The 22,098-nt window shown below is 61.5% G+C and carries 18 protein-coding genes; 9 read left to right on the forward strand and 9 right to left on the reverse strand.

Going from position 1 to position 22,098, the window contains the following annotated elements; genetic code table 11:
* Positions 1 to 21: 21 nt before the first annotated feature.
* The 3 genes from IEX75_RS11940 to IEX75_RS11950 form a co-directional block, all read right to left on the reverse strand.
* Complete coding sequence (locus IEX75_RS11940) at positions 22 to 2,622, reverse strand: MMPL family transporter (protein ID WP_229720798.1); 2,601 nt, start codon at positions 2,620 to 2,622, stop codon at positions 22 to 24.
* Positions 2,623 to 2,850: 228 nt separating this feature from the next.
* Complete coding sequence (gene dxs, locus IEX75_RS11945) at positions 2,851 to 4,641, reverse strand: 1-deoxy-D-xylulose-5-phosphate synthase (protein ID WP_188794548.1); 1,791 nt, start codon at positions 4,639 to 4,641, stop codon at positions 2,851 to 2,853.
* 66 nt (positions 4,642 to 4,707) lie between these two features.
* Positions 4,708 to 5,307, reverse strand: coding sequence for an HNH endonuclease (locus IEX75_RS11950; protein ID WP_188794549.1), 600 nt, complete (start codon positions 5,305 to 5,307; stop codon positions 4,708 to 4,710).
* A 257-nt stretch (positions 5,308 to 5,564) separates the two neighbouring features.
* Between IEX75_RS11950 and IEX75_RS11955 the strand changes: the two genes are divergently transcribed.
* Positions 5,565 to 6,326, forward strand: coding sequence for a SapC family protein (locus IEX75_RS11955; protein ID WP_188794550.1), 762 nt, complete (start codon positions 5,565 to 5,567; stop codon positions 6,324 to 6,326).
* A gap of 111 nt (positions 6,327 to 6,437) precedes the next feature.
* Here IEX75_RS11955 and IEX75_RS11960 read toward each other — a convergent pair whose 3' ends face one another.
* The 6 genes from IEX75_RS11960 to IEX75_RS11985 form a co-directional block, all read right to left on the reverse strand.
* Positions 6,438 to 6,887: a c-type cytochrome gene (locus IEX75_RS11960; RefSeq protein WP_188794551.1), complete on the reverse strand. Its 450-nt coding sequence runs from the start codon at positions 6,885 to 6,887 to the stop codon at positions 6,438 to 6,440.
* Complete coding sequence (locus IEX75_RS11965; RefSeq protein WP_188794552.1) at positions 6,884 to 8,491, reverse strand: flavin monoamine oxidase family protein; 1,608 nt, start codon at positions 8,489 to 8,491, stop codon at positions 6,884 to 6,886. The genes IEX75_RS11960 and IEX75_RS11965 overlap by 4 nt, the downstream gene beginning before the upstream one ends.
* Positions 8,492 to 8,658: 167 nt before the next feature.
* Positions 8,659 to 9,132 (reverse strand): GNAT family N-acetyltransferase, encoded by a 474-nt coding sequence (locus IEX75_RS11970; protein ID WP_188794553.1) that lies wholly within the window; start codon positions 9,130 to 9,132, stop codon positions 8,659 to 8,661.
* A 166-nt stretch (positions 9,133 to 9,298) separates the two neighbouring features.
* Positions 9,299 to 11,260, reverse strand: coding sequence for a CocE/NonD family hydrolase (locus IEX75_RS11975; RefSeq protein WP_188794554.1), 1,962 nt, complete (start codon positions 11,258 to 11,260; stop codon positions 9,299 to 9,301).
* Positions 11,261 to 11,583: 323 nt separating this feature from the next.
* A complete protein-coding gene (locus tag IEX75_RS11980; RefSeq protein ID WP_188794555.1) occupies positions 11,584 to 13,359 on the reverse strand; it encodes an acyl-CoA dehydrogenase C-terminal domain-containing protein in 1,776 nt (591 codons plus the stop codon).
* Positions 13,360 to 13,380: 21 nt separating this feature from the next.
* Positions 13,381 to 13,878, reverse strand: a complete 498-nt coding sequence (locus tag IEX75_RS11985) for a hypothetical protein (RefSeq protein ID WP_188794556.1) — start codon at positions 13,876 to 13,878, stop codon at positions 13,381 to 13,383.
* A 169-nt stretch (positions 13,879 to 14,047) separates the two neighbouring features.
* On the opposite strand from IEX75_RS11985, the gene IEX75_RS11990 reads away from it, so the two are divergent.
* The 8 genes from IEX75_RS11990 to IEX75_RS12025 all read left to right on the forward strand — a co-directional run bounded on the left by IEX75_RS11990 (position 14,048) and on the right by IEX75_RS12025 (position 21,988).
* Positions 14,048 to 14,527: an SET domain-containing protein gene (locus IEX75_RS11990; RefSeq protein ID WP_188794557.1), complete on the forward strand. Its 480-nt coding sequence runs from the start codon at positions 14,048 to 14,050 to the stop codon at positions 14,525 to 14,527.
* Positions 14,528 to 14,852: 325 nt separating this feature from the next.
* Positions 14,853 to 15,389, forward strand: a complete 537-nt coding sequence (locus IEX75_RS11995) for an RDD family protein (protein ID WP_188794558.1) — start codon at positions 14,853 to 14,855, stop codon at positions 15,387 to 15,389.
* Positions 15,389 to 16,072: an RDD family protein gene (locus IEX75_RS12000; RefSeq protein ID WP_188794559.1), complete on the forward strand. Its 684-nt coding sequence runs from the start codon at positions 15,389 to 15,391 to the stop codon at positions 16,070 to 16,072. The genes IEX75_RS11995 and IEX75_RS12000 overlap by 1 nt, the downstream gene beginning before the upstream one ends.
* The gene (locus IEX75_RS12005) at positions 16,069 to 17,046 is read left to right on the forward strand and encodes a stage II sporulation protein M (protein ID WP_188794560.1); all 978 of its coding nucleotides are present in this window, start codon (positions 16,069 to 16,071) and stop codon (positions 17,044 to 17,046) included. Before IEX75_RS12000 ends, IEX75_RS12005 begins: the two co-directional genes overlap by 4 nt.
* Positions 17,036 to 18,562, forward strand: a complete 1,527-nt coding sequence (locus IEX75_RS12010) for a DUF4129 domain-containing protein (protein ID WP_188794561.1) — start codon at positions 17,036 to 17,038, stop codon at positions 18,560 to 18,562. Before IEX75_RS12005 ends, IEX75_RS12010 begins: the two co-directional genes overlap by 11 nt.
* Positions 18,559 to 19,692, forward strand: coding sequence for a DUF4350 domain-containing protein (locus IEX75_RS12015; protein WP_188794562.1), 1,134 nt, complete (start codon positions 18,559 to 18,561; stop codon positions 19,690 to 19,692). Before IEX75_RS12010 ends, IEX75_RS12015 begins: the two co-directional genes overlap by 4 nt.
* Positions 19,689 to 20,681, forward strand: coding sequence for an AAA family ATPase (locus tag IEX75_RS12020; protein WP_188794563.1), 993 nt, complete (start codon positions 19,689 to 19,691; stop codon positions 20,679 to 20,681). The genes IEX75_RS12015 and IEX75_RS12020 overlap by 4 nt, the downstream gene beginning before the upstream one ends.
* Positions 20,681 to 21,988: a DUF58 domain-containing protein gene (locus tag IEX75_RS12025; protein ID WP_188795627.1), complete on the forward strand. Its 1,308-nt coding sequence runs from the start codon at positions 20,681 to 20,683 to the stop codon at positions 21,986 to 21,988. The genes IEX75_RS12020 and IEX75_RS12025 overlap by 1 nt, the downstream gene beginning before the upstream one ends.
* Positions 21,989 to 22,098 lie beyond the last annotated feature (110 nt).

The following is a 22,098-nucleotide window of genomic DNA, read 5'->3' on the forward strand; positions in this document are numbered from 1 at the left end:
ATGTCCATCGCAAAACAGCGTTCAATGCCCGGTTCCGCTCACCTGCTTGGGCGGTTTGATCGCATACAACAACGCCGGCAAAAAGATAAACGTCGCCAGCAACACCGCCACCAGACTCACCAGCAACATGCCGCCCATGCTGGCCATGCCCAAGTCATGCGACAGCGCCAATGAACCGAACGCGGTGCCCGTCGTGAGCGCAGAGAACAGCACGGCACGTGCCGAAGCAGAACTCACGAAACGCCGCATGCCCGCGCGCCAGTTCATCACGAAGTACACATTGAACGACACGCCCACACCCAGCAGCAGCGGCAGCGCGATGATGTTGGCGTAATTCACGGCCATGCCCAATGCGCGCGCGAGCAACGCCGTCAGCAACGCCGACATGCCCAGCGTCAGCAGCACGATGCCGGCATCTTTCAGGCGACGAATCACCAGCATCAGTACGATGGCGATGGCGATGATGGCCAGCGTGGCTGCGAATTTGAATGCCTGCATGATGGTATCGGCCGAGGCGATGGTGGTCACGGCAGGGCCACCTGCTTCAGGAGCAACACGTTGCACCGCTTCCACGAACTTGCGCAGACCGCTCGTATCCTGCTCGCTGACCGTGGGTGATACCTGGATGCGTACCTGGCCGTTCGGGCTGACCCAATCGCGCTTGATCGAATCGGGCAGCGACTGCAGCGTGACACCTTGCGCGTTCAGGGCATTGCGCAGGCTATCCAGTTGCTTGGGCAGGAAGCGGCTCACCGCTTCGTTCATCATCATCAGCCGGTCGTCGGGCGCCTTGGCGAGTTTTTGCAAAGCTCCCTCGATGCTCTGCAGCGGCGAATCGGCCGTCATTTCCGGCTTGGCGTCGTTGATGGCATCCAGCGTGTCGCTGATCGCCGAGCGCAAGGCTTGCGGCGTGACCGGTGGCGCGGACGGATCGACATCCAGCGACGGCAGCATCAGCACCTGTGCCTGGTTGAGCTGATCGAGCGATGCTTGCTGATTGGCCGGTACGAAGGTGGCGGCGGAAATCACCGTAGATACTTCCGGCAGCTTCGACAGCTTGTCCGTCAGCGTGCGTGCGGTGTCCAGGTTGGGCACCATGATGTTGATGTTGAACGGGTTGGTGACCGGGTTATCGGCCAAGCTGCGCAGCGTGCGCATCGGTTCGGAATTCGGGTCCTGCGTATTGAGCGGATTGGCGTCGAACGGCATGCGCACGCCCGCGATAAAGCCGACGATGCCAAGCACGGCGAACACGATCAGCACTGGCTTGTGGTGGCAATGCAGGAAAGAATCGAGTTTCGGCCCGAACGGCAACGACAGCTCCCTGCTTTGGCGCGCGGGCTTGGCCAAGCTCAACAACGCCGGCAGCAGCGTGAGCGTGCATACCAGCGCAATACCCATGCCCACGCCTGCAATGGTGCCCAGTTCCGCCACGCCGACGAAGCTGGTGGGCGAGAACGCGAGGAATCCGCAGGCGGTTGCTGCTGCCGCGACGGCGATCTGATTGCCGGATACGCGCGCGCCTTCGGCGAGCGCCTTGTCGATGTCATCGTGCAGCATGCGTTGTTCGCGCAGGCGCACCGCGAACTGGATGCCGAAGTCCACCGCCAAGCCGACGAACAGCACCGCAAACGCCACCGAGATCACGTTCAGCGTGCCCACGGCCACGGCGGCAAAACCGACCGTGAGCGCAAAGCCCACCAGCAGCGTGATCAGGATCGGCACGATGCGGCGGAACGAATGCATCGCCAGATACAGCCACAGCGCAAGCAGGAACAGGCTGACCACGGTGCTGGCCACAATGCCCTTGGTGAGGGCGCCGAATTGCACGTCGGCCAGCGCGACCGAACCGGTGTAGTCGACATGCACGCGGCCGGCTTTCACGTCCGGCAAGTCTTTGGCGATGCGTTCCAATGTTTGTGTCGCGGCCAAGCCTGGTTGCAGCGAGCCGTCTTCCAGTACCGGATGGGTGAGTACGAAGGTGGCGTTCTGCGGCTGTTGTGTGATGTCCGAACCCAGCAGGCTTTGCCACGACAGCGGCGTGGGGTGGCCATCCGCCGCGTTGTTCAAGACCTGGGTCAACTGATCCAGTGCGGGTTTATACGGGGAAAGGTCGGCGTGCTGGATGCGTACGCCGGCTGCCATCAGCGATACGCCGTTCAACAGACCGCGTGCCGATGGGTCGGCTGCCAGCGGACCCAGCAGCGGCTGCGCGTTCATCAGGGAACCGAGCATCTTGCTCAAATCATCCGGACCGAGCAGCAGCAGACCTTCCTGATGGAAGAAGGGATCGGCGTCGGGACGGCTCACGTCGATGAAGTGTTTCTTGTCCGCGGCCAGCGCCTTGGCCAATGCGGCGGCTGTCTCGTCGGATTCCTCCGGCGTGTCGCCGCGCACCACCACCGCGAGCACATTGTTGAATTGGGGGAATTCCTTGTCGAAGGCCATGGCGTGCTGGCGCCACGGCAGCGTGCTGGCGAACAGGTTGTCGGTATTGGTATCCACGCCCAATCGCCCGGCGGCGATCCATAGGCTGACGCCGGCCAGTGCGAAGAACACCAGCACCACGGCCAAGGCGTAGCGCCGGCAGAATTGGACTAGTCGGACGATGAACTCGGTCACGGGCCGGATGGCTCCTCAAGCCGTGTATGAAAAATGTTAAGGATAGTGCATAACGCGCAGCTTTCTCTTAGGCGTAGGTAACTACCGCATTTTCTTGAGGGCGAAACGGGCATGGGACAACCCGGTTTGCGATGCAGCCAGGTAGGTTGGGGTGCAAACCCCAACATGAGGACGATGGGCATGGCGACGTTGGGGTTTGCACCCCAACCTACTGTGCTCTAGGGGGAATCAGGCGCTTGCCAGATTCAGCGCCACCGCCTGCGGAAAGCGGCCCCGGATCGCCTTGCGGATCCCTGGCAAATCCAGTCCGGCCTTGCTCAACACTTCCTCGCGGCTGCCGTGCTCCAGGTAGGCATCCGGCAGGCCCAGATGCAGGATCGGCACGGTCACGCCATGTGCTGCCAGGCATTCGGCCACGGCCGAGCCCGCGCCGCCAGCGATGGCGTTGTCCTCGATGGTCACGAAGGCGTCGTGGTTGTTTGCCAGTTCCAGCAGCAACGTTTCATCCAGCGGCTTCACGAAGCGCATGTTGACCAGGGTGGCATCGATTTCGGTGGCGATTTCAGTAGCCGGGGCGAGCATGGCGCCGAAGCTCAGGATCGCCAGCCGACGACCGCGGCGGCGGACATCCGCCTTGCCGATCGGCAGCGTATCCAGCGTCTTGCGTACCGCCACGCCGGGACCGCCGCCGCGCGGGTAGCGAATCGCCGCCGGCCCGGGATGATGGAAACCAGTGCTCAACATCAGACGGCATTCGTCTTCGTCGGCAGGCGCCATGATCAGCATGTTCGGCAGGCAGCGCAGAAAGCTCAGGTCAAAACTGCCCGCATGCGTGGCGCCATCCGGACCGACCACGCCAGCGCGGTCAATGGCGAAAGTGACATCCAGATTCTGCAACGCCACGTCGTGGATGGCCTGGTCGTAGGCGCGCTGCAAAAAGGTGGAATAGATCGCCACCACCGGTTTGGCGCCTTCGCAGGCCATGCCGGCGGCGAGCGTCACCGCGTGCGGCTCGGCGATGGCCACGTCGAAGTACCGGTCAGGATATGCCTGGGAAAAATGCACCAATCCCGAGCCTTCGCGCATTGCGGGCGTGATGCCGAACAGGCGCGCGTCCGCCGCAGCCATGTCGCACAGCCAGTCACTGAACACGTCGCTGTAGGTGAGTTTGGCTGCGCCCGTTTTCTTCACCACGCCAGCCTGCGGATCGAACGGGCTTACCGCGTGATATTCGATCTGCGCCTGTTCCGCCGGTGCATAACCCTTGCCCTTGGTGGTGATCACGTGAAGCAGTTGCGGACCTTTCGCATCTTTCAGCGTGTGCAGCACTTCCAGCAGCTTCGGCACGTCGTGGCCGTCGATGGGGCCGGTGTAGTGGAAGCCCAGTTCCTCGAACATGGTGCTGGGTACTGCCACGCTGTCGTCGCGTTTTTCCAGGCGTTTGGCCAGGCCGCCTACGTTTTCGCTGATCGACATGCCGTTGTCGTTGAGCACCACCAGCAGGTTCGCGCTGAGGTCGCCGGCATGATCAAGCGCCTCGAACGCCATGCCGGCGGTCATCGCGCCATCGCCGATCACCGCCACGAACTTGCGCGTTTCACCCTTGTGCTGCGCAGCGATCGCCATGCCCAGCGCGGCGGAAATCGACGTGGAGGAATGGCCCACGCCGAAAGTGTCGTACTCGCTTTCCTCGCGGCGCGGGAATGGCGCCAGGCCACCTTTTTTCTTGATGGTGGTGATGCGATCGCGGCGGCCGGTGAGGATCTTGTGTGGGTAGCATTGGTGGCCGACGTCCCAGATCAGCCGATCGTGCGGTGTGTCGAACACGTAGTGCAGCGCGACGGTCAGCTCTACCACGCCGAGGCCTGCACCGAAATGGCCGCCGGAGCTGGCTACCGCTTCAATCAGGTAGCGGCGCAGTTCGTCGGCGACAGTGGGAAGCTGATCGTCGGGGATGCAGCGTAGGTCGGCGGGGGACTGGATGGACGCGAGATGCGGGAAGCGGGAGAGATCGATCATCCGCGTATTGTGCGCCCTCTCGCCGCTTTTTCCCCTCTCCTCCAATAGGAGAGGGGGCGTGCGGTGCTACACCAACGCCTCGCGCCGATGCCGCGGCAGATGGCTCACCAGAAACTCCATCTGGTCCGCCAGAATGTTGCGGTTGGAGAGAATCAAATGCTCCACCCAGCTCGGCCGGTACGGCACTGCCAGCAGCGGCATGTTGGCTTCCTGCGGCGTGCGGTTGCCTTTCTTCAAGTTGCAGGCCAGGCAGGCGCTGACCACGTTTTCCCACTCGTCGCGGCCGCGTTTGGAAATGGGCAGCACGTGGTCGCGGGTCAGTTCGCTGCGGCTGAAGCGAACGCCGCAGTACATGCACAGGTAGCGGTCACGGCTGAACAAGGCGACGTTGGTCAGGGCCGGGGCGGGGTCGATGGCGTGGTCATGGCAGTGACCACGGCTGGCGACGATAGGATGCAGCTCGATACGACTTTGCACGCCCAAGTGCCGGTTGTGGCCGCCGTGCACGGTGAGGCAAGGGTCGCCAAGGGTCCAGGCCACGGCGTCCCGGACATAAAGGCATACCGCGTCCTGCCAGCTGATCCAGTCAAGAATCCGGCCCGCGGCATCCAGTGACAGTACCCGGGTCGAGTTCAGGTCGGCCCTATGTGGCACTTCCATAAGCATGCGTTTCGTCCTTCACCTATAAGCGAAAGAGCGTCTTTCTATGCAATGGCGCTCGGTTTTTCCGCAGCATAGAACAAATTCATTGCAAATCGCATGCAATCCGTTGAGGTCTTCTGACGGAAAACCGGGGCAAAGTGCCAACTCGCCCCGGCTTTGGCGCGCTGATATAGTGGTTGTTCATCTGTAGACCCGACGCCGGGCTTGGGAGGGGGAGCCGTGGGTGGCGACCCCGGCACGGCGGGGCAGAGGTAATTAACGTGGCTGAAGTACTTTTCTACGAGCGTCCGGTTCCGCTGAACCGCACCGTCCACAAGGATCTGCGCATCAAGGGGCTGCAGAACCTCAAGTTCGCACACAACGTGCATTCCGTGCCGCTGACCTGCTCGGAATTCCCCATCACTGCCCGCGACATCCCGATCCTGTTCGCCGGCCCCGACGAAGGCAACGCCGGTCCGATGGCACTGCTGGGTTTGCGCCAGAACGAGAATCTGTACCTCGACGACGCCGGGCAGTGGGCACAGGGCGTGTACATTCCGGCCTTCGTCCGCCGCTATCCATTCGTGCTGGCCGAGAAGCCGCCGGGCGCGGAAGGCGACGACTTCACCGTGTTCCTCGATGAAGCGTATGAAGGCTTCAACAGCGCCGAAGGCGAGCGCCTGTTCAAGGAAGACGGCACCGAAAGCGACATGCTGAAGAACGCCGTGAACTTCCTCGGCGAATTCCAGCAGCACGTGGCGCGTACCAAGCAGCTGATGGAAGATCTGCGCAAGCACGACCTGCTCGAGCCGCGCAACATCCGCCTGGAGCGCAACGGCAACGTGATCAACCTCAATGGCCTGTACGTGGTCAGCGAGGAAAAGCTGCGTAAGCTCGACGCGGAAACCACGCACCGTTTCCTCACCGATGGCACCCTGGGCTGGATCTACGCCCACCTGCTGTCGCTGATGAACATCGATCGCGTGGGCCAGCGTCTGGCGCTGCGCGAGGAAGCCGAGGCGGCTAACGCGACCAAGAATTGATTGGCTGTTTCATAGCGATCATGAAAAAGCCACCCATATCGGGTGGCTTTTTTGTAGGTTGGGGTGCAAACCCCAACGCTGCCATCGCCACGAGCATGGCGATGTTGGAATCTAAGGTTTCGTTGCCACGCTTTGCGGATGCATCGCAGCCACATCCGCCGCCGTGATGTTGTTCGTGTAGTGATTACCAAAATGCGTGCGCACGTAATTGATCACCTCGGCAATCTGCTCGTCGGTGAGCATCGTGTCCCTGAAGAAATTCTTGCGATCCGCAGGTCGTTCGGCGAACGACGGCATGTCATGCCGGCCGAACAGAATCACTGCAGCCATGTATTGCGGTGATGCCAGTTTCGGATTGTTCGCCAGTGCCGGATACGTCCCTGCACCGGTTGCCCCCTTGGCGTCAGGCATATGACAGCCTTGGCAAATAGCGTGGAAGATCGCTTCGCCATTTGCTGTTTTGAGCGAGTCGTAGGTGTAGAACGTGCTATCCGAAGTCTGTGCGACGGCGTTGCCCGTTCCGGCAAGCAACAGCACAACGATAAAAAGCAGCTGCTTCATGCTGCACCTCCTGCCACAACCCGCTGATGAAGCCGGGCAATCACATCCATCGCTGACGTCACGGCGCCTTCCTGCCACGCAGGCAAATAGGAGGCATGTTCACCCGCAAGGGCGATGCGTCCATCGATCTGGCATAGATTGTCGTAATGCTTCGCGCGCAATTCATCCGTCCAGGTCGCAAAACAGCCCAGGGTGAATGGCGCACGATGCCATGCCACAGCGACACCGTTTTCGAATTCCTGTTTGTACTGTGGGTGAATCTGGCTCCCGTATTCCACCGCTCTGCGCACGCGTTCTTCCGGCGGCATGGCCGTGAACTGATAAGCATCCAGGCCATAGAGATAGGCACCAAGCAGCACACCCTTGCCCTTGCGGTTGAAATCGTTGCTCGGGTAGCTGATGGTGTTGATCGGCAGATCGGTCATGGTGACGCCGCCGTAGATGTCCTCGTCTTCTTCCCAGAAACGGCGCTTGAACTGCAAGCCGATTTTCACGGAAGCGGCATAAGGTACCGCGCCGATCGCTGCAGCCATCGGCGCGCTCACGTTCATGGGAATCTGGCTAAGGATGGAAAGCGGAATGGTGCAGATGCACCAGTCTGCATGCGCTGTTTGGATGTGGCCCGAACGACGTGCATCTTCGTAGCTGACGGTGACGCCATGCTCGTCCTGGTGGATGGCAGTCACTTTGGCGTTGTAGCGGATCACGCCGTCCAGTTGGCGCCCGAAAGCTTCGCCAATGCGTCCCATGCCGCCGACGGGTTGGAACAACGTGGTCTGGAATTCGTAGTTTTCGCCGTCGGCAAGGCCCGACCACAAGCGCGAACTGAGCACATCGTGCAATTGCAGCGGTTGCGAATCCAACGGTTTTGCTGACAGTCCGCCGCCGGGTTCTTTGTCGTAGCCGCGGCGATTACTGGCGCTGTGGCCGGCGACGTAGGCGTAATGGTCGTTCAGTGCCCCCCACCGGCGTAGCGAGTCGAGCAGCAGCGCCTGGTCTTCCTTGGTAACTTGCGCCTCGAGCTTGCCTTGCTGCGTGACCTTGGCCAACAACTCGGCGATATGCCCGCGGTAATCCGCATTGATGGCGCGGTACCGTTGTGGCTTGCCGCCAAAAGCCTGCGCGCTGTGGAGGTAGGCGTTGTAGTTGACCTGCACGAACGACTCGAGCGGTATGCCGAGTTTCTTGCAGTAATCGAGCAAGCCGCGATGGTGGTAAGGAATGCGCCATGGGCCCGGATTGATATACAGCCCACGCTCGAACTGGCAGTGCTGGGTGAAGCCACCCAGTTCGGTATAGGTATCCCCGCCGCGCAGCGTCCAGTTGCGGCCGCCGGGGCGCTGGTTGTATTCGAGTACCTGCACTTTGTATCCGGCCTGGCGGAGCTCATACGCCGCCACCATGCCGGCCAGCCCCGCGCCGAGAATCAGCACGGAGGTACCGCGTGGTGCGCCCTGAAGTACAGGCGCACCTTTGTACGGCGACTCGGCTGCCAGGCCAAGCCGATTCATCACCGCATACATCGCCGCCCCGCCCGCGCTGAGCCCGATCAGGCGCAGCAGATCACGACGCGTCATCGAAAGCTGGGAGTCTTCCCCTTGCATTGCCTGCCCCTTGTCATCGAGCTGTCAGCTCAGCGCATCCAGGGCGGTGGGGACAGTGACATAAGGCATGCATCGCCGCAGAACATTCCCTCTCTTCATCACGGAGAGGGCGAATTTCGCAGAAAGCGTAGATTGGGTTAGCGCAGCGTAACCCAACCTGCACCAGTTCAATGCATCGGCTTCGCCATCCGCAACAAATCCAGGTTGTACCCCGCCGCCTCATACAGCGCGCGCGCGCGTTCATTGCCTGGAAACACCGCCAGCGTCACCAACTGACACTGATGTTCGCGTGCCCAGCCCTCCGCATGCTCGATCAGCGCCTTGCCCACACCCTGGCCTTCGTGGCGCGGTGCAACGGCAAGATCGGAGATGTGGCAGTTGTAGCGCCCGGTGAAGTAGTCCTGGGTTTTCTGGAGGTGGATGAAGCCCACGCGATCGCCGTCGTCGTTTTCGGCCACGAAGACGTAGCTGTTGGAGGGCTGGTCATCCAGGTGGCGGCTGAGGTCCTTGCGAATACCTTCAATACATTCGTGCCGCTTGCGCCAGGTAGGCAGGGTGAAATCCACGAAGCGTGGAACCAGGCCGAGGATAAAGTCGTCGTCATCCTCGGCCAGACGAATAAGAAAAGTGGTGTCGCTCATGCGTCGGCCGGTCAATAAGAACGGGTAGGTCGGTTCTACACCCAACAGGGTTGTGGGTGGAAGACCCTGTCGTATATCTCACGCCTTTGGTGCCAAGCGAAAGCTCGCCGGTGTCTGCTCCCGCCCCTGCAAGCAGGGGCGGGAGCGGTTCTTCGGAGTAGGGAAATTATTCGCCGATAACCGGCAGCGAGATGTAGCTCGCCTGCTCACCCGAGTGATAAACCCGCTGCGTCGCCTTCTGATAATCCGCCGGCTGGGCGAAAAAGATATTCGGCACGAAGGTTTGCGGATTGCGGTCGTACAGCGGGAACCAGCTCGATTGCACCTGCACCATCACGCGATGGCCGGGCAGGAACACATGATTCGCAGCCGGCAGGTCGAAGCGGTAGGCCAGTGGCTGGTTGGCGGCGAGCGGTTTGGGGTTGTCGTAGCCTTCACGATAGCGGCCGCGGAAGATGTCCATCGATACGGCCAGCTGAAAGCCGCCCATCTCCGGCTGCTCGGCCATCTGGTCGGGATACACGTCGATCAGCTTCACCACCCAGTCGCTGTCCGTGCCGCTGGTGGATGCCACCAGGTGCACTACCGGTGCGCCGGCAATCGTCAGTGGCTGTGTGAGCACATCGGAGACATAGGTGAGCACGTCCGTGCGACCGGAGGCTTCGCGCTGGTCATCCACCAGCCACTGCGACCAGGTGAGGCCGTTGTCGTAACCGATCGGTTGGATCGGGCGTGCGCGGAATGGTACGGGGTGGGCGGGATCGGACATGTATTCGTCATAGGCGCTGCCGCTGCCCGGCGCACTGAAGCCAAGCTTGTTATCCGCCACCAGGTACAACGGGCGGCTCTTCACGTTGCAGCCCTGCTCGCAGGCCAGCGGCCAATGGCTCAGGCGCTGCCATTGATTGCTGCCGGTCTGATAGGCGGTGACCGGTGCGATGTCCGCCTTGGGTGCACCGTCCTTCAAGTACTGCGCCAGATACGGCCGCAGGATGTGTTCGCGGAAATACTTGGCGGTGTCGCTGCCGAAGTGGATCGCGCCGAGCGAGCTGGCTTCGTCGATTTCCTGGCCGTGATGCCAGGGACCCATCACCAGCTTCACCATGTCGCCGTTCTTGTCCTTCGGCTTGATGGCGCGATACACGGCAAGCGCGCCGTAGATGTCTTCCTGGTCCCACAAGCTGTGCACCAGCATGGTCGGCACTTTTAGCGGTTGTCCGGCGAGTACCTTGTCGACCGCCTGCTCGCTCCAGAAGGAGTCATAGGCCGGGTGCGCGGTGACCTTGTTCCAGAAACCCAACTGCTCCATGCCGTACTGCTTGCCCATGTTGCCGGCGGAGACGTAGTGCATGAACAAATCGTACTCATCGTGATAGTTGGTCCACCACTTGTAGGTGTTGTCGCGGCTGGCCGACTGCTCATAGATGTAAGACATGTTCTGCTGGCGGAACGCACCGTGGTGGAACCAGTCGTCACCCATCCAGCCATCCACCATCGGGTTCATCGGCACGGCCACTTTCAGCGCCGGATGCGGATTCACCAGTGACATCAGCGGCTCGAAGCCGTCGTAGGAAATGCCGATGGTGCCGACTTTGCCGTTCGATTCCGGCACGTTCTTCACCAGCCAGTCGATGGTGTCGTAGGTATCGGTGGCATCGTCGACCGGTGTCGGATTGAGCGGGCCGTGCACCGGCCGGTTCATCACGTAATCGCCTTCGGAACCGTACTTGCCGCGGATGTCCTGGATCACGCGGATGTAGCCGTCTTCCACGATCACGTCGGTGGCGTTGTCGTAGCCTTCCAGCATCGGGCCAAGATGGCCGCTCATGACGTGATGCGTAAGTTCCTTGGCATCGTACGGCGTACGTGTGAGCACGATGCCGGCGTGATGCGCGCCTTTGGGAATCAGGATCACCGTATTGAGCTTGACGCCATCGCGCATCGGAATCTTCACGTCGCGCTCGACGTAGTCGAAGCTTTCGCTGGCAGGCTTGAATTGCGCCGGCGTTTCGCTGGGGTAATTGGGGTATTGCGGCTTTGGCGTGTCGTCCATGGCCGATGCGGCGCCGCTCAGGCTGAGCAGCAGGGCAAGCAGGGCGGGTTTGATCCCGCGTACAGCGATCTTCATGGTGACTCCCCTTGGGATGAGCCTCCCTAGACTAGCGGGAATGCTAAGGAATTACGCAGGACGTAGGTCGGGGTTTGCATTCTGAGATCGCGCCAGTTGTTTTATGGCAGCCAAAGTGTCGCTGATCGCGAAAAGAAGGCAGTCTTGCCTCACCGTCATTCCGGCGAAGGCCGGAATCCATGCTTCGTACTGGCGATGGATTCCGGCCTTCGCCGGAATGACGGTGAGGAACGTGTCGAACTGATTAGCTGGTTCACAGCTTTCCGCGATCAAAATAAAAACGCCCGGAGTTCTCCGGGCGTTTTTGCAGAGCGCATGCAGCTTTATGCAATCGCCGGAAGCGTATCGATCCCCGCTTCGATTGCCGCCTTGTGCATATGCGTACGCGGCAACAGGCGCGCAAAGTAAAACGCCGCCGCATCCCGCTTCGCCTGCTTGAACGCCTGCTGCTGCGTACTTTGCCCCAGCGCCGCAACCGCGCGCGCCCAGAAATAGGCAAGCGTGATGTAGCCGCTGTAATAGAGATAGTCCGTGGCGGCAGCGCCAAGTTCTTCCGGATTGGACTGGATACGTTGCGCCAGCTTCATTGTCAGTTCGCCCCATTCCTTGGCGAGCGCGCCGAGCGGGCCGATGTACGGCTTCAAGGCTTCATCGGTTGCATGCTGTTTGCAGAACGCCCCAACTTCACCCAGGAAATGCTGCAGGCCCACACCCTTGAGCTGGAGGATCTTACGGCCCAGCAGGTCAGCAGCCTGGATGCCGGTGGTGCCTTCGTACAGCGTGATGATGCGTGCGTCGCGCACGAACTGTTCGACGCCGTTCTCCACGATGAAGCCGTGGCCGCCATACACCTGCAGCGCTTCCTTGGTGCACTCCTGTGCAAGCTCGGTGACCAGGCCTTTGGCGATCGGAATCAGGAAGGCAAGCAGTTCGCTGGCCTTCTGCCGCTGTGCTTCATCGGCGCCGCGCGCTTCGATATCGGTTTGCAGCGCGGCGTACAGCAGCAGCATGCGCGAGCCTTCCACGAACGCGCGCTGGGTCAGCAGCATGCGGCGCACATCCGGTTGCACCAGCAGGTTATCGGCGGGCTTGTCCGGGAATTTCGCACCGGACAGCGAACGCGACTGCAGGCGCTCGCGGGCGTAGTTGAGGCTGTTCTGCCACGCGCGTTCGGCAAGCGCGAGCCCTTGCACGCCCACCGACAGGCGTGCGGCATTCATCATGGTGAACATCGCCGCCAGGCCCTTGTGCGGCTGGCCGATGAGGAAGCCTTCCGCTTCGTCGAAGTTCATCACGCAGGTGGCGGAGCCGCGAATACCCATCTTGTGCTCGATGGCGCCCGCGTACACGTTGTTGCGCTCACCGACCGAGCCCGCACCGTTCACCTTGAACTTCGGCACGATGAACATGGAGATGCCGCGGCTGCCGGCTGGCGCATCGGGCAAGCGCGCGAGCACCAGGTGGATGATGTTTTCAGCCAGGTCGTGATCACCCGCGCTGATGAAGATCTTGGTGCCGGTGATCTTGTAGCTGCCGTTGGCGCCAGGTTCTGCACGCGTTTTCAAGAGACCCAGGTCGGAACCGGCCTGTGGTTCGGTCAGGCACATGGTGCCGGTCCATTGGCCGGCGACGATGGGCTTGAGATAGATGTGCTTCTGGTCTTCCGTGCCGTGCAGTTCCAGCGCATGGCAGGCGCCTTCGGAGAGCAGTGGGTACAAGCTCCACGACAGGTTGCCGGATTGGAACAGCTCGGTCGTGGCAACACCCAACACGGAGGGCAGCGCTTGCCCGCCAAACTCCTCCGCCATGGTGAGTCCGGCCCAGCCGCCCTCGGCAAATTGCTTGAACGCTTCCTTGAAGCCCTTGGGCGTGGTGACGGTACGGTTGGCCTTGTCGTAATGGCAGCCTTCTTCGTCGCCGGGTGCATTGGTCGGCGCCAACACCTGTTCGCTCAACCGGCCGGCTTCTTCCAGCACGGCATCGAGCAGGTCGCGCGTGTGGCCGTCGCCCCCTTGCAGCTTGGTCAGTGCGGTTTCGGCGCCGAGCACGTCGAAAAGTGCAAAGCGCTGATCATCAAGCGGGGCCTTGTAGAGCGTCATGGCGGGATCCTTCGTAGAGCGTTAGCGATACGTGTTGGGGACGCCGGGAACCGGCGAGAGGAACGAGTTGCTGTTGAACGGGAAATCACGCGGATTCTTGTTGTCCGGGTGGTCTTCCAGATTGGGCATGCAGTGCACGACACCATTCACCACGTAGGGCAGGGAACCGGAGCTGCCTTTGGCGGCCACGGCTTGCAAGGCCTGGCTCATGGCCGGTGTCGGCAGTACTTCCACCTGCACCACGTCGCCGGCAAAAGAGGGGACATCCAGGTCGAACGTCTTATGCACCCGCACCGGAATACCTTGCGCGACCTGCAAGCTGCCTTCGATCGATTGGTAATTCATGCCGGTGTAGCTGTTGTTCTGGAAGCGAAGGGTGAGCTGCCAGGCGCCATCGGGCTGCACGTGCATCTGCTGGATGGTGATGGTGGGCGGGAACACGCTTTGCCGTTGCGGTCCGCAGGCCGTCAGCAGGATTGCCAGCAGCGATAAGGCCAGTCCGTGGAGCAGTCGTTTCATGGAAGCACCTCAAACGATTGTTTGAATATAACAGGGAATGGGATGGGTGGAATGGGGTCGTGCAGCACGCAAAACGTTTGAAACGAAATGGTCGCATGCGGTTCCCAAGGTCACACAGAGCAGGCATCATTACTGGCTGCGCTCACTCTCTTTCCAACTACGGTCATCCATGTCCCGTCGCATCGTTGCTCGCCGCTCACCCATCCACGGCAATGGCGTATTTGCCGTTGCTCCCATCCAGAAAGGTGAGGAAATCATCGAATACAAGGGCACGCTCATGACCCATGACGAAGCCGACGAGATGTACGGCGACGGTGGCGAAACGGGGCATACCTTCCTGTTCACGCTCAACGAGGAGTACATCCTCGACGCCAACCGCAAGGGCAATGTCGCGCGCTGGATCAACCACAGCTGCGCCCCCAACTGCGTGGCATTCGTGATCGAGAATGAAAAAGGCAACCTGCGCAAGGACAAGGTGATCATCGAAGCCAGGCGCAACATCAAGGCCGGCGAAGAGCTCACCTACGATTACGGCATCGTGCTGGAGGTGCCGCACACGGCGCGCCTGAAGAAAAAGTGGGCCTGTCTGTGCGGTTCGCCCAAGTGCACCGGCACGCTGCTCAAGCCCAAGCGCCAAAAGCAGAGCTGATGTCGCAAGCCGGATGATATTCCGGCGTTTGGCAAAGCGTTTATCGAGCTGTCGACGGCGTAGCGCGGCTGCGCCCTCTCCCCAGCGGGGAGAGCATTAGCGGGGTGGGGGCCAATCTCGCCCAGAGCTTTATCCAGGGCGAGCGTAGGTTGGGGTGCAAACCCCAACACGATTTACCGATGGGCATGACGATGTTGGGGTTTTCACCCCAACCTACGTGGCATTTCTGACGGAACGCGCCACTTGCACACCCGTCACATCTTGCCCCTATACTCAAGTCAAGCATCGGCACGGGGGCCGATGTTCAGACAGGGAAAAACCAGCCATGGAAACGAATCCGTATGCCGCGCCCGGCGCGGTGGTCGAGGACGCACCCGCATGGGCCGAAGGGGATATCGAGGCGCGCAAAGCCACCCGATGGCAGCGTTGGTGGGGCAATTTTATTGACGGCTTCATCGTGGGGATCTGCAGTTGGCCCATATCCGCATGGTGGGCGACTCATCACGGTATGAACCACGCCGCAAGCGCTCGCATGATGGCGAATTTTCCGTTTACCGGGCCTAGTTTCGTGATGATCAGCTTCGTATTGGTGTTGGTGGTCATTTCCATCAATATCGCGTTGCTTAACGGCAATGGGCAGACCATCGGCAAGCGTGCCGTCGGTACTAAGATCGTGCGTACGGACGGCAGCGAGGTGGAGCTCTGGCGCGTGATCGTTCTGCGCTACCTTCCCCTGTTCTTTGCGCGGTTGATCCCCTTTATCGGTGGCCTCGCCTATCTTGCCGACGCGCTCGTCATCTTCGGCAACGAAAAGCGCTGCATCCACGATTACATCGCCGACACCATCGTCATCGTCAACTGATGCTGGACACAGTACGCGAAATCGAAACGCCGGAAGGCGTCAGCTTGCGTCTGCGCGCTGCCGGAGCTTTCGGCCGCGCCCAGGCCTGGCTGCTCGATACCTTGCTGCGCTTCGTGGTGTTCTGCGTCGGGCTGGGCATTTTTTCCGCGATACTTGGACGTGGCGGCGTCGGCTTGGGCATGCTGCTGATGTTCACGCTGATGTGGGTCTACAACGTGGTGTGCGAGGTGTGGTTTCACGGCCAGACCCTTGGCAAGCGCGCACTGGGTTTGCGCGTGGTCAGCGCCGATGGCACGCCGGTTACCTTGTTGCCATCCGTCGTGCGCAATCTGCTGCGCGTGGTCGATGCATTACCGGGTATATATGGCGTTGGCTTGGTGACCAGCATGATCGATCCTTCTGCGCGTCGCATCGGCGACATCGTGGCGGGGACGCTGGTGATTCATGCCGACGATCTTCCTGCCGGCAGCAAGGTGCCGATGGCTCCCGCACAACCGCTGCCTCTGCCGCTTGATCAGGACGAGCAGGCCGCGGTGATCGAATTCGCCGAGCGTTCGCCACAACTCACGCCGGAGCGCCAGGAAGAATTGGCCGATATTCTTTATCCGCTGACGGGACGCGAAGGCACCGCAGCGGTCACGCAGATCACCGCCTACGCCAATGGATTGCTGGGAAGGCCATGAAGCAGGAGCAGTTCGTCGCCTTGCATGAAAAAGAATGGAACGTGCTGCGCTCCTGGCTCGGGCAGCTCGACCGCACGCCGCAGGCAGCCATGCGCGCGGAGCACGCGCTGGATTTTCCGCAGGCGTATCGGCGCGTATGCCATCACCTTGCCTTGGCGCAGGCGCGCGGCTATAGCCGCGAGGTAACCGATCGCCTGCAGCAGATCGTACAGATGGGGCATCGCCAGCTCTATCGTCCGCCTGCGCCGCGTTGGCACAAAGTGGCGGTGTTTCTGGTCGCTGATTTTCCGCGTCTGGTGCGGCAGCAGTGGCGCTGCATGCTGGTGGCGATGTTGTTGCTGTATCTCCCGGCGGTGATTGCTTACGTGGCGATCATGTGGGAGCCGTCGCTGGCGCATTCGGTGTTCACGACGCGGCAATTGGCCGACTTCGATCACATGTATGACCCGGCCAACAGCCATCTCGGGCGCAGCAGCGGCACCGATCTGCAGATGTTCGGTTTCTACATCATGAACAACGTGAGCATCGCGTTTCGCACGTTCGCATCGGGTTTGCTGTTCGGCGTGGGCGCGATCTACGTGCTGGCCGCCAATGGCGTGATCATTGGCGGCGTAGCCGGGCATTTGAACGCGATCGGTTACGGCGCGCCGTTCTGGCGTTTCGTGGTCGGGCATTCGGGCTTCGAGCTTACCGCCATCGTGATTGCCGGTGGCGCGGGTTTGCAATTCGGTCTGAGCTTGTTGGCACCGGGGCGTCAAAGGCGCGAGGTGGCATTGCGACACGCGGCATGGATCGGTGCGCGCTTGGCGATGGGCGCGTTTGCGATGCTGATCGCCGCAGCGTTTATCGAAGCGTATTGGTCTTCGATCGCCGCGCTGCCGGATGTTGTGAAGTACAGCAGTGGCGCGGGCATCTGGGTACTGGTGTTCTGGTGGCTCTTGCGCGGCGGGGCAGGGAGCAGGCATGCAGCTTGAGCGCATCGGCGTTGCTTTGCGTCCGCGCACGTCGCAGGAAGCGATGGATCTGGGCATGGCCATGCTGCGCGCGCATGCGCGGCCGGTGTGGTCGGCGTGGCTGGTGTTTACGCTGCCGATCTTTCTTGCTTGCCAACTGCTTGCATGGGTGCTGGGCATGCCATGGCTGGCATTGGTGCTGCCATGGTGGTTGCGTCCGTTGTTCGATCGCATTCCGCTTTACGTACTTTCGCGCGCCGTATTCGAACAAGCACCCAGCTGGCGTGAAACGTTGAAGGCACAACGAACATGGCCGTGGGGGCGCACGTTTGCCGGATTGACCTGGTTGCGCGTGGATACCAACCGTTCGCTGCGCTTGCCGATGGAATTGCTCGAAGGCATGGCGGCGAAGCAGCGTCGGGCGCGCTGGCGTGTGCTCAGCCGGCCGCTAGTCGGCGCGGCCAGCGGCCTGACCTGGATCTGCATCGCCTTCGAGTTGGTGATCTCGCTCAGCTTATGCATTTTCGCGATGTGGTTGGTGCCGAGCGAAGCACTGCCCGATTCCATGCGCAGCTTGAATCAGGCGTTCACCATCCCGGCGTTCCGGCATGCGTTGCTGTGGATTGCTTCGGGCGCTATCTACGTGTCGATGAGCATCGTCGAGCCGCTCTACGTGGCGGCAGGGTTCGGCTTGTACCTCAACCGCCGCACGCAGTTGGAAGCGTGGGACATCGATCTTGCATTTCGGCGCCTGCGAGAGCGGTTGCTGGAAGCCGGCGTGGGCGTGGCGCTGCTTATTTGTGTGCTGTGCTTGCCGTCCTTCGCGCATGCGGCGGACACACGAGCCGATGCAGCCCATGCGTCGTCGCAAAACATTGCCGAAGTGTTCCATCAGCCGGTGAACGACAAGGATGCGCTGTTCGCCAGCGAAGCCGCCTATGTCTATCGCGATGCCCGCTTCGGTCAGCCGCATAAGGTGCAACGTTGGGTGCCGCGCATACCGACGATGGATACACGTTCAAACGCTGTATCGCCATCCTGGTTCGGTGCCATGTTCGCCAACTTGGGCGCAGGCTTGTTGAACGTGCTGCTCTGGGGTCTGCTTGCGATCGTCGTAGGCGCATTGATGGTGTTTGCGCTGCGCTACATACGTATCAAGAAGCTCCCGTTGCCGGAGCCTGGTGAACGTCCCAAGCCACTTCGCAGCAGCGTCATGCATGACATGCCGCTGCCGGACGATCTCGCCGCCGCCGTGCGCGAGCTATGGCACGGCGGTCGCCATCGTGAGGCCTTGGCCTTGCTCTATCGCGGCAGCGTGCAGCGTGCTGCGACGGCATTGCGCATGCAGCCACCGATCGATGCGACGGAATCCGATTGGCTGCACTACGCGCGCAGCGTGGAAGATCAGGCGCGACGCGAGCGATTGATTGCGATCGTGCGCACCTGGCAATTTGCGGCTTACGCCGATCGTTATCCAGGTGACGCCGATGTGGACGCTTTGCTGTCGGGCTGGCCGGCACAGCAGGTGGTGCCATGAAGAACAACCCGCGCCTGATCGTTGCATTCATTGTGCTCGGCATCATCGCGCTGCTCACCGCCTTCTTCTTCGCGGCATTCAAGCGCGAATGGGTGACGGAAACCTCCCTGTCGTCCGGTGAGGCGCGTTACAACCGGTTTTTCGCGCTGGAGCAGATCCTGGGGAACATGGGGCAGCCAGCCAGCAGTGGCGTGCTGCTCGATCGCGTTCTGCCTGGATTGAGGGCTGGCGATACCGTCGTCATCGGCGACGATATCGGGCGCATCACACCCGTGCAGGCGGGGCGGCTTGCTGATTGGGTGCGCTCCGGTGGGCATCTGGTGTTCGCACCGCCTATCTATGCCAGCCATGATGTGCCCCTGCTTGACGCTTTCGATGTGCTGGCTGATCAAAAGGACAAGCAGGTCTGCAGCACGTTGTCGGTGGATGCGCCCACAAAAAATGATGCCAAACAGTCGTCAATGACTTTGTGCGGCTTCGGTTTTCATCTGAAGGCCCAAGCGCGTACGCGTGCCGATGTCGTGGTCAGTGCTGCCGCGGATACGGCGCTGGTGTTTGCACGCGTGAAGGAAGGCCGTGGCACGGTCAGTTTGCTTGGCGACATGCGCGTGCTTTCAGGCGATAACTTGAAAAACTTGCCCGAACAGCAATTCGCACAGCGCGTGCTGGCGCCTAACTTTGGGCAAGGCCGTGTCTATTTGCTGTACGAACTGATCGGCAATTCGTTCTGGGTGAATCTGTTCCTGCGTGGCTGGCCGGCATTGATCGCTTCCCTGTTGCTGATCCTTGGCTGGATGGCGATGCGCAGCGAACGTCTTGGGCCACTGGTGCCGGCGCCAGCCGCACATCGGCGTGCGTTGCTGGAGCATATCCAGGCCGTCGGCGAGTTTCTGTTTCGCCGCGATAGTGGCCGCAGCCTGCATCGCCTGGCATGCGATGCCATCCTGGCGCGCCTGCATCGCACCGATCCGGCCAGCGTCATGCTCAAGAGCCACGAACTCTACGCATGGCTGGCGCAACGCAGCCGGCTGGACGCCAACCACATTGAAAACGCTTTCCACTCGCCTGCGAACGCCACGGCGTTTCGCGGCAGCATGATGACTTTGGCGCGCCTGAGGAGCCACTTATGACGACAGAAACCCTTGCGCCCGCGGCGCCCATGACGGTCGACATCATCCACGCGCGCGCTAACACGTTGCGGCAGCAGGTGGCGCACGCCTTTATCGGTCAGACCGAAGTGTTCGACCAGGTGCTGATGGCCTTGCTTGCCGGTGGCCACGTGCTGATCGAAGGTGTGCCGGGGCTTGGGAAAACCTTGCTGGTACGTGCACTGGCAGCTGCGATGAATTGCAGCTTCGGGCGTATCCAGTTCACGCCCGACCTGATGCCGACCGACGTAACCGGCCATGCGATCTACGACGTCAAGGCCGAGCGCTTTCAGGTGCGTCGCGGCCCGGTATTCGCCAATCTGTTGCTGGCCGATGAAATCAACCGTGCGCCTGCCAAGACGCAGGCTGCCTTGCTGGAAGCGATGCAGGAAGGGCAGGCCACCATCGAAGGCCGTCGCTTTGCACTGCCGGCGCCGTTCATGGTGGTGGCTACCCAGAACCCCATCGAGCAGGAAGGCACCTACCCGTTGCCGGAAGCGCAGCTCGATCGTTTCCTGATCAAGGTGCTGATCAACTACCCGTCGCTGGAAGACGAAAAGCGCATGGTCGAGAACGTGCTGAGCGGCAAGGTCGCCGCCGATCTCGACGTTTCACGCGTGCAGCAAGTGATGACGCAGGAAGAACTGCTCGCCATGCAGCAAGGTGTGGCGCACATGCATATGGACCCCGCCGTGATGGATTACGCCGTGCGTATTGCTCGCGCGACGCGCGAGTGGCCTGCGGTGGTTGGCGGTGCGGGGCCGCGCGGCGGCTTGGCACTCGCACGTCTGGCGCGTGCGCATGCCACGATCGATGGCAGGGATTTCGTCACCCCGGATGATGTGCGTGCCGTTGCGCTGCCGGCCTTGCGTCATCGCCTGATGCTGGCGCCGGAAGCGCTGGTGGAGCGGCAGCGTCCGGACGACGTAATCCGCGCGCTGCTGCACAAGGTGGCCGCGCCGCGGCAATGATGCGACCGTCTCCACTACTGCTGTGGTTGCTGCTCGGCTGGACGCTGGTGGGCGTGTTGGCGAGCATCAGCATGCTGCCGTTGACGGCATGGCTGGCTTACGGCGGCGTACTGGCCTGCCTGATGCTGGCGGATGCATGGCAGCTGCTGCGCACGCCGTCGCCGGCCCTACAGCGTGAAGTGGCGCCGGTCGTGCCGTTGGGCGTGGAGATGTTCGTGCGGTTGCGGCTGCAGTCCGATGCCAAGGCAACGCGTGCCATGGATGTGCATGATCTGCATCCGGGCGGATGGCTGGTAGATGGTTTGCCACACCGCTTGCAACTGGCACCACAGAGCGAATACGACTTCGAATATGCATTGACGCCCGATGCGCGCGGGCCCGCCGTGTTTACCGGCTGCCACTTGCGTTTCCACTCTGCGTGGCGCATGTGGTCGCAACGTCGCACGCTCGACGTGGTGAATACCGTGCGCGTGTATCCCAATTTCGCACCGCTGGCGAAGATGGCCGGCCTCAGCGTCGAACTTGCTTCGCACACCATCGGCGCGCGCCTGCAGCGGCGGCGTGGCGAAGGCACTGAATTCCAGGAGCTGCGCGACTACCGCGTCGGCGACAGCATGCGCAAGATCGACTGGAAAGCCACGGCGCGCATGGGCCATTTCATTTCGCGCGAATACCGCGAGGAGCGCAACCAGCAGATCGTGCTATTGCTTGATTGCGGTCGCCGCATGTTGGCGAAAGACGGCGCGATCGCGCATTTCGATCATGTGTTGAACGCTTCCTTGTCGCTGGCCTACATCGCCATGCGCGAAGGCGATGCCGTAGGTTTGCTGGCCTGCACCGGCCGCACGCAGCGTTGGTTGCCGCCGCAGCGGGATAGCGGCGGCATGGACATGCTGCTGGGAGCGGGCTACGACCTGCAGGCCACTTCAGCGCCGACCGATTACCTCGCTGCGGCGAGAGCCTTGCAGGAGCGGCAGCGCCGCCGCGCACTCGTGATTCTCATCACCAACGTGCGCGACGAAGACGATAGCGAACTCGCCATGGCGGTGACGCTGTTAGCCCAACGCCATCTGGTGCTGGTGACAAGCCTGCGCGAGCAGGCGGTCGAGCAAGCCGCCAACCACGCCGGCGACAATCTGGAAACCGCGATTCGTAGCGCGTCCGCCATGCATTATCTGGCTGGACGCGAGCGCGTGCATGACGATCTCAACCGGCGTGGCGTGATGACGATGGATGTGGAGTGCGCGCAGTTGTCAGGGGCACTGATTGAGCGGTATTTGCGGCTGAAGCGGGAGAGCAGGTTGTAACGCTTGCGTCCCTGTTTCAGAGCGTGTCATTCCGGCGAAGGCCGGAATCCATCGCAAATACGAAGCATGGATTCTGCCTTCACTGCAATGACATCGAATCAAGACTAATT

This window comes from Dyella nitratireducens, from assembly GCF_014642835.1.
Classification (GTDB): domain Bacteria; phylum Pseudomonadota; class Gammaproteobacteria; order Xanthomonadales; family Rhodanobacteraceae; genus Dyella_B; species Dyella_B nitratireducens.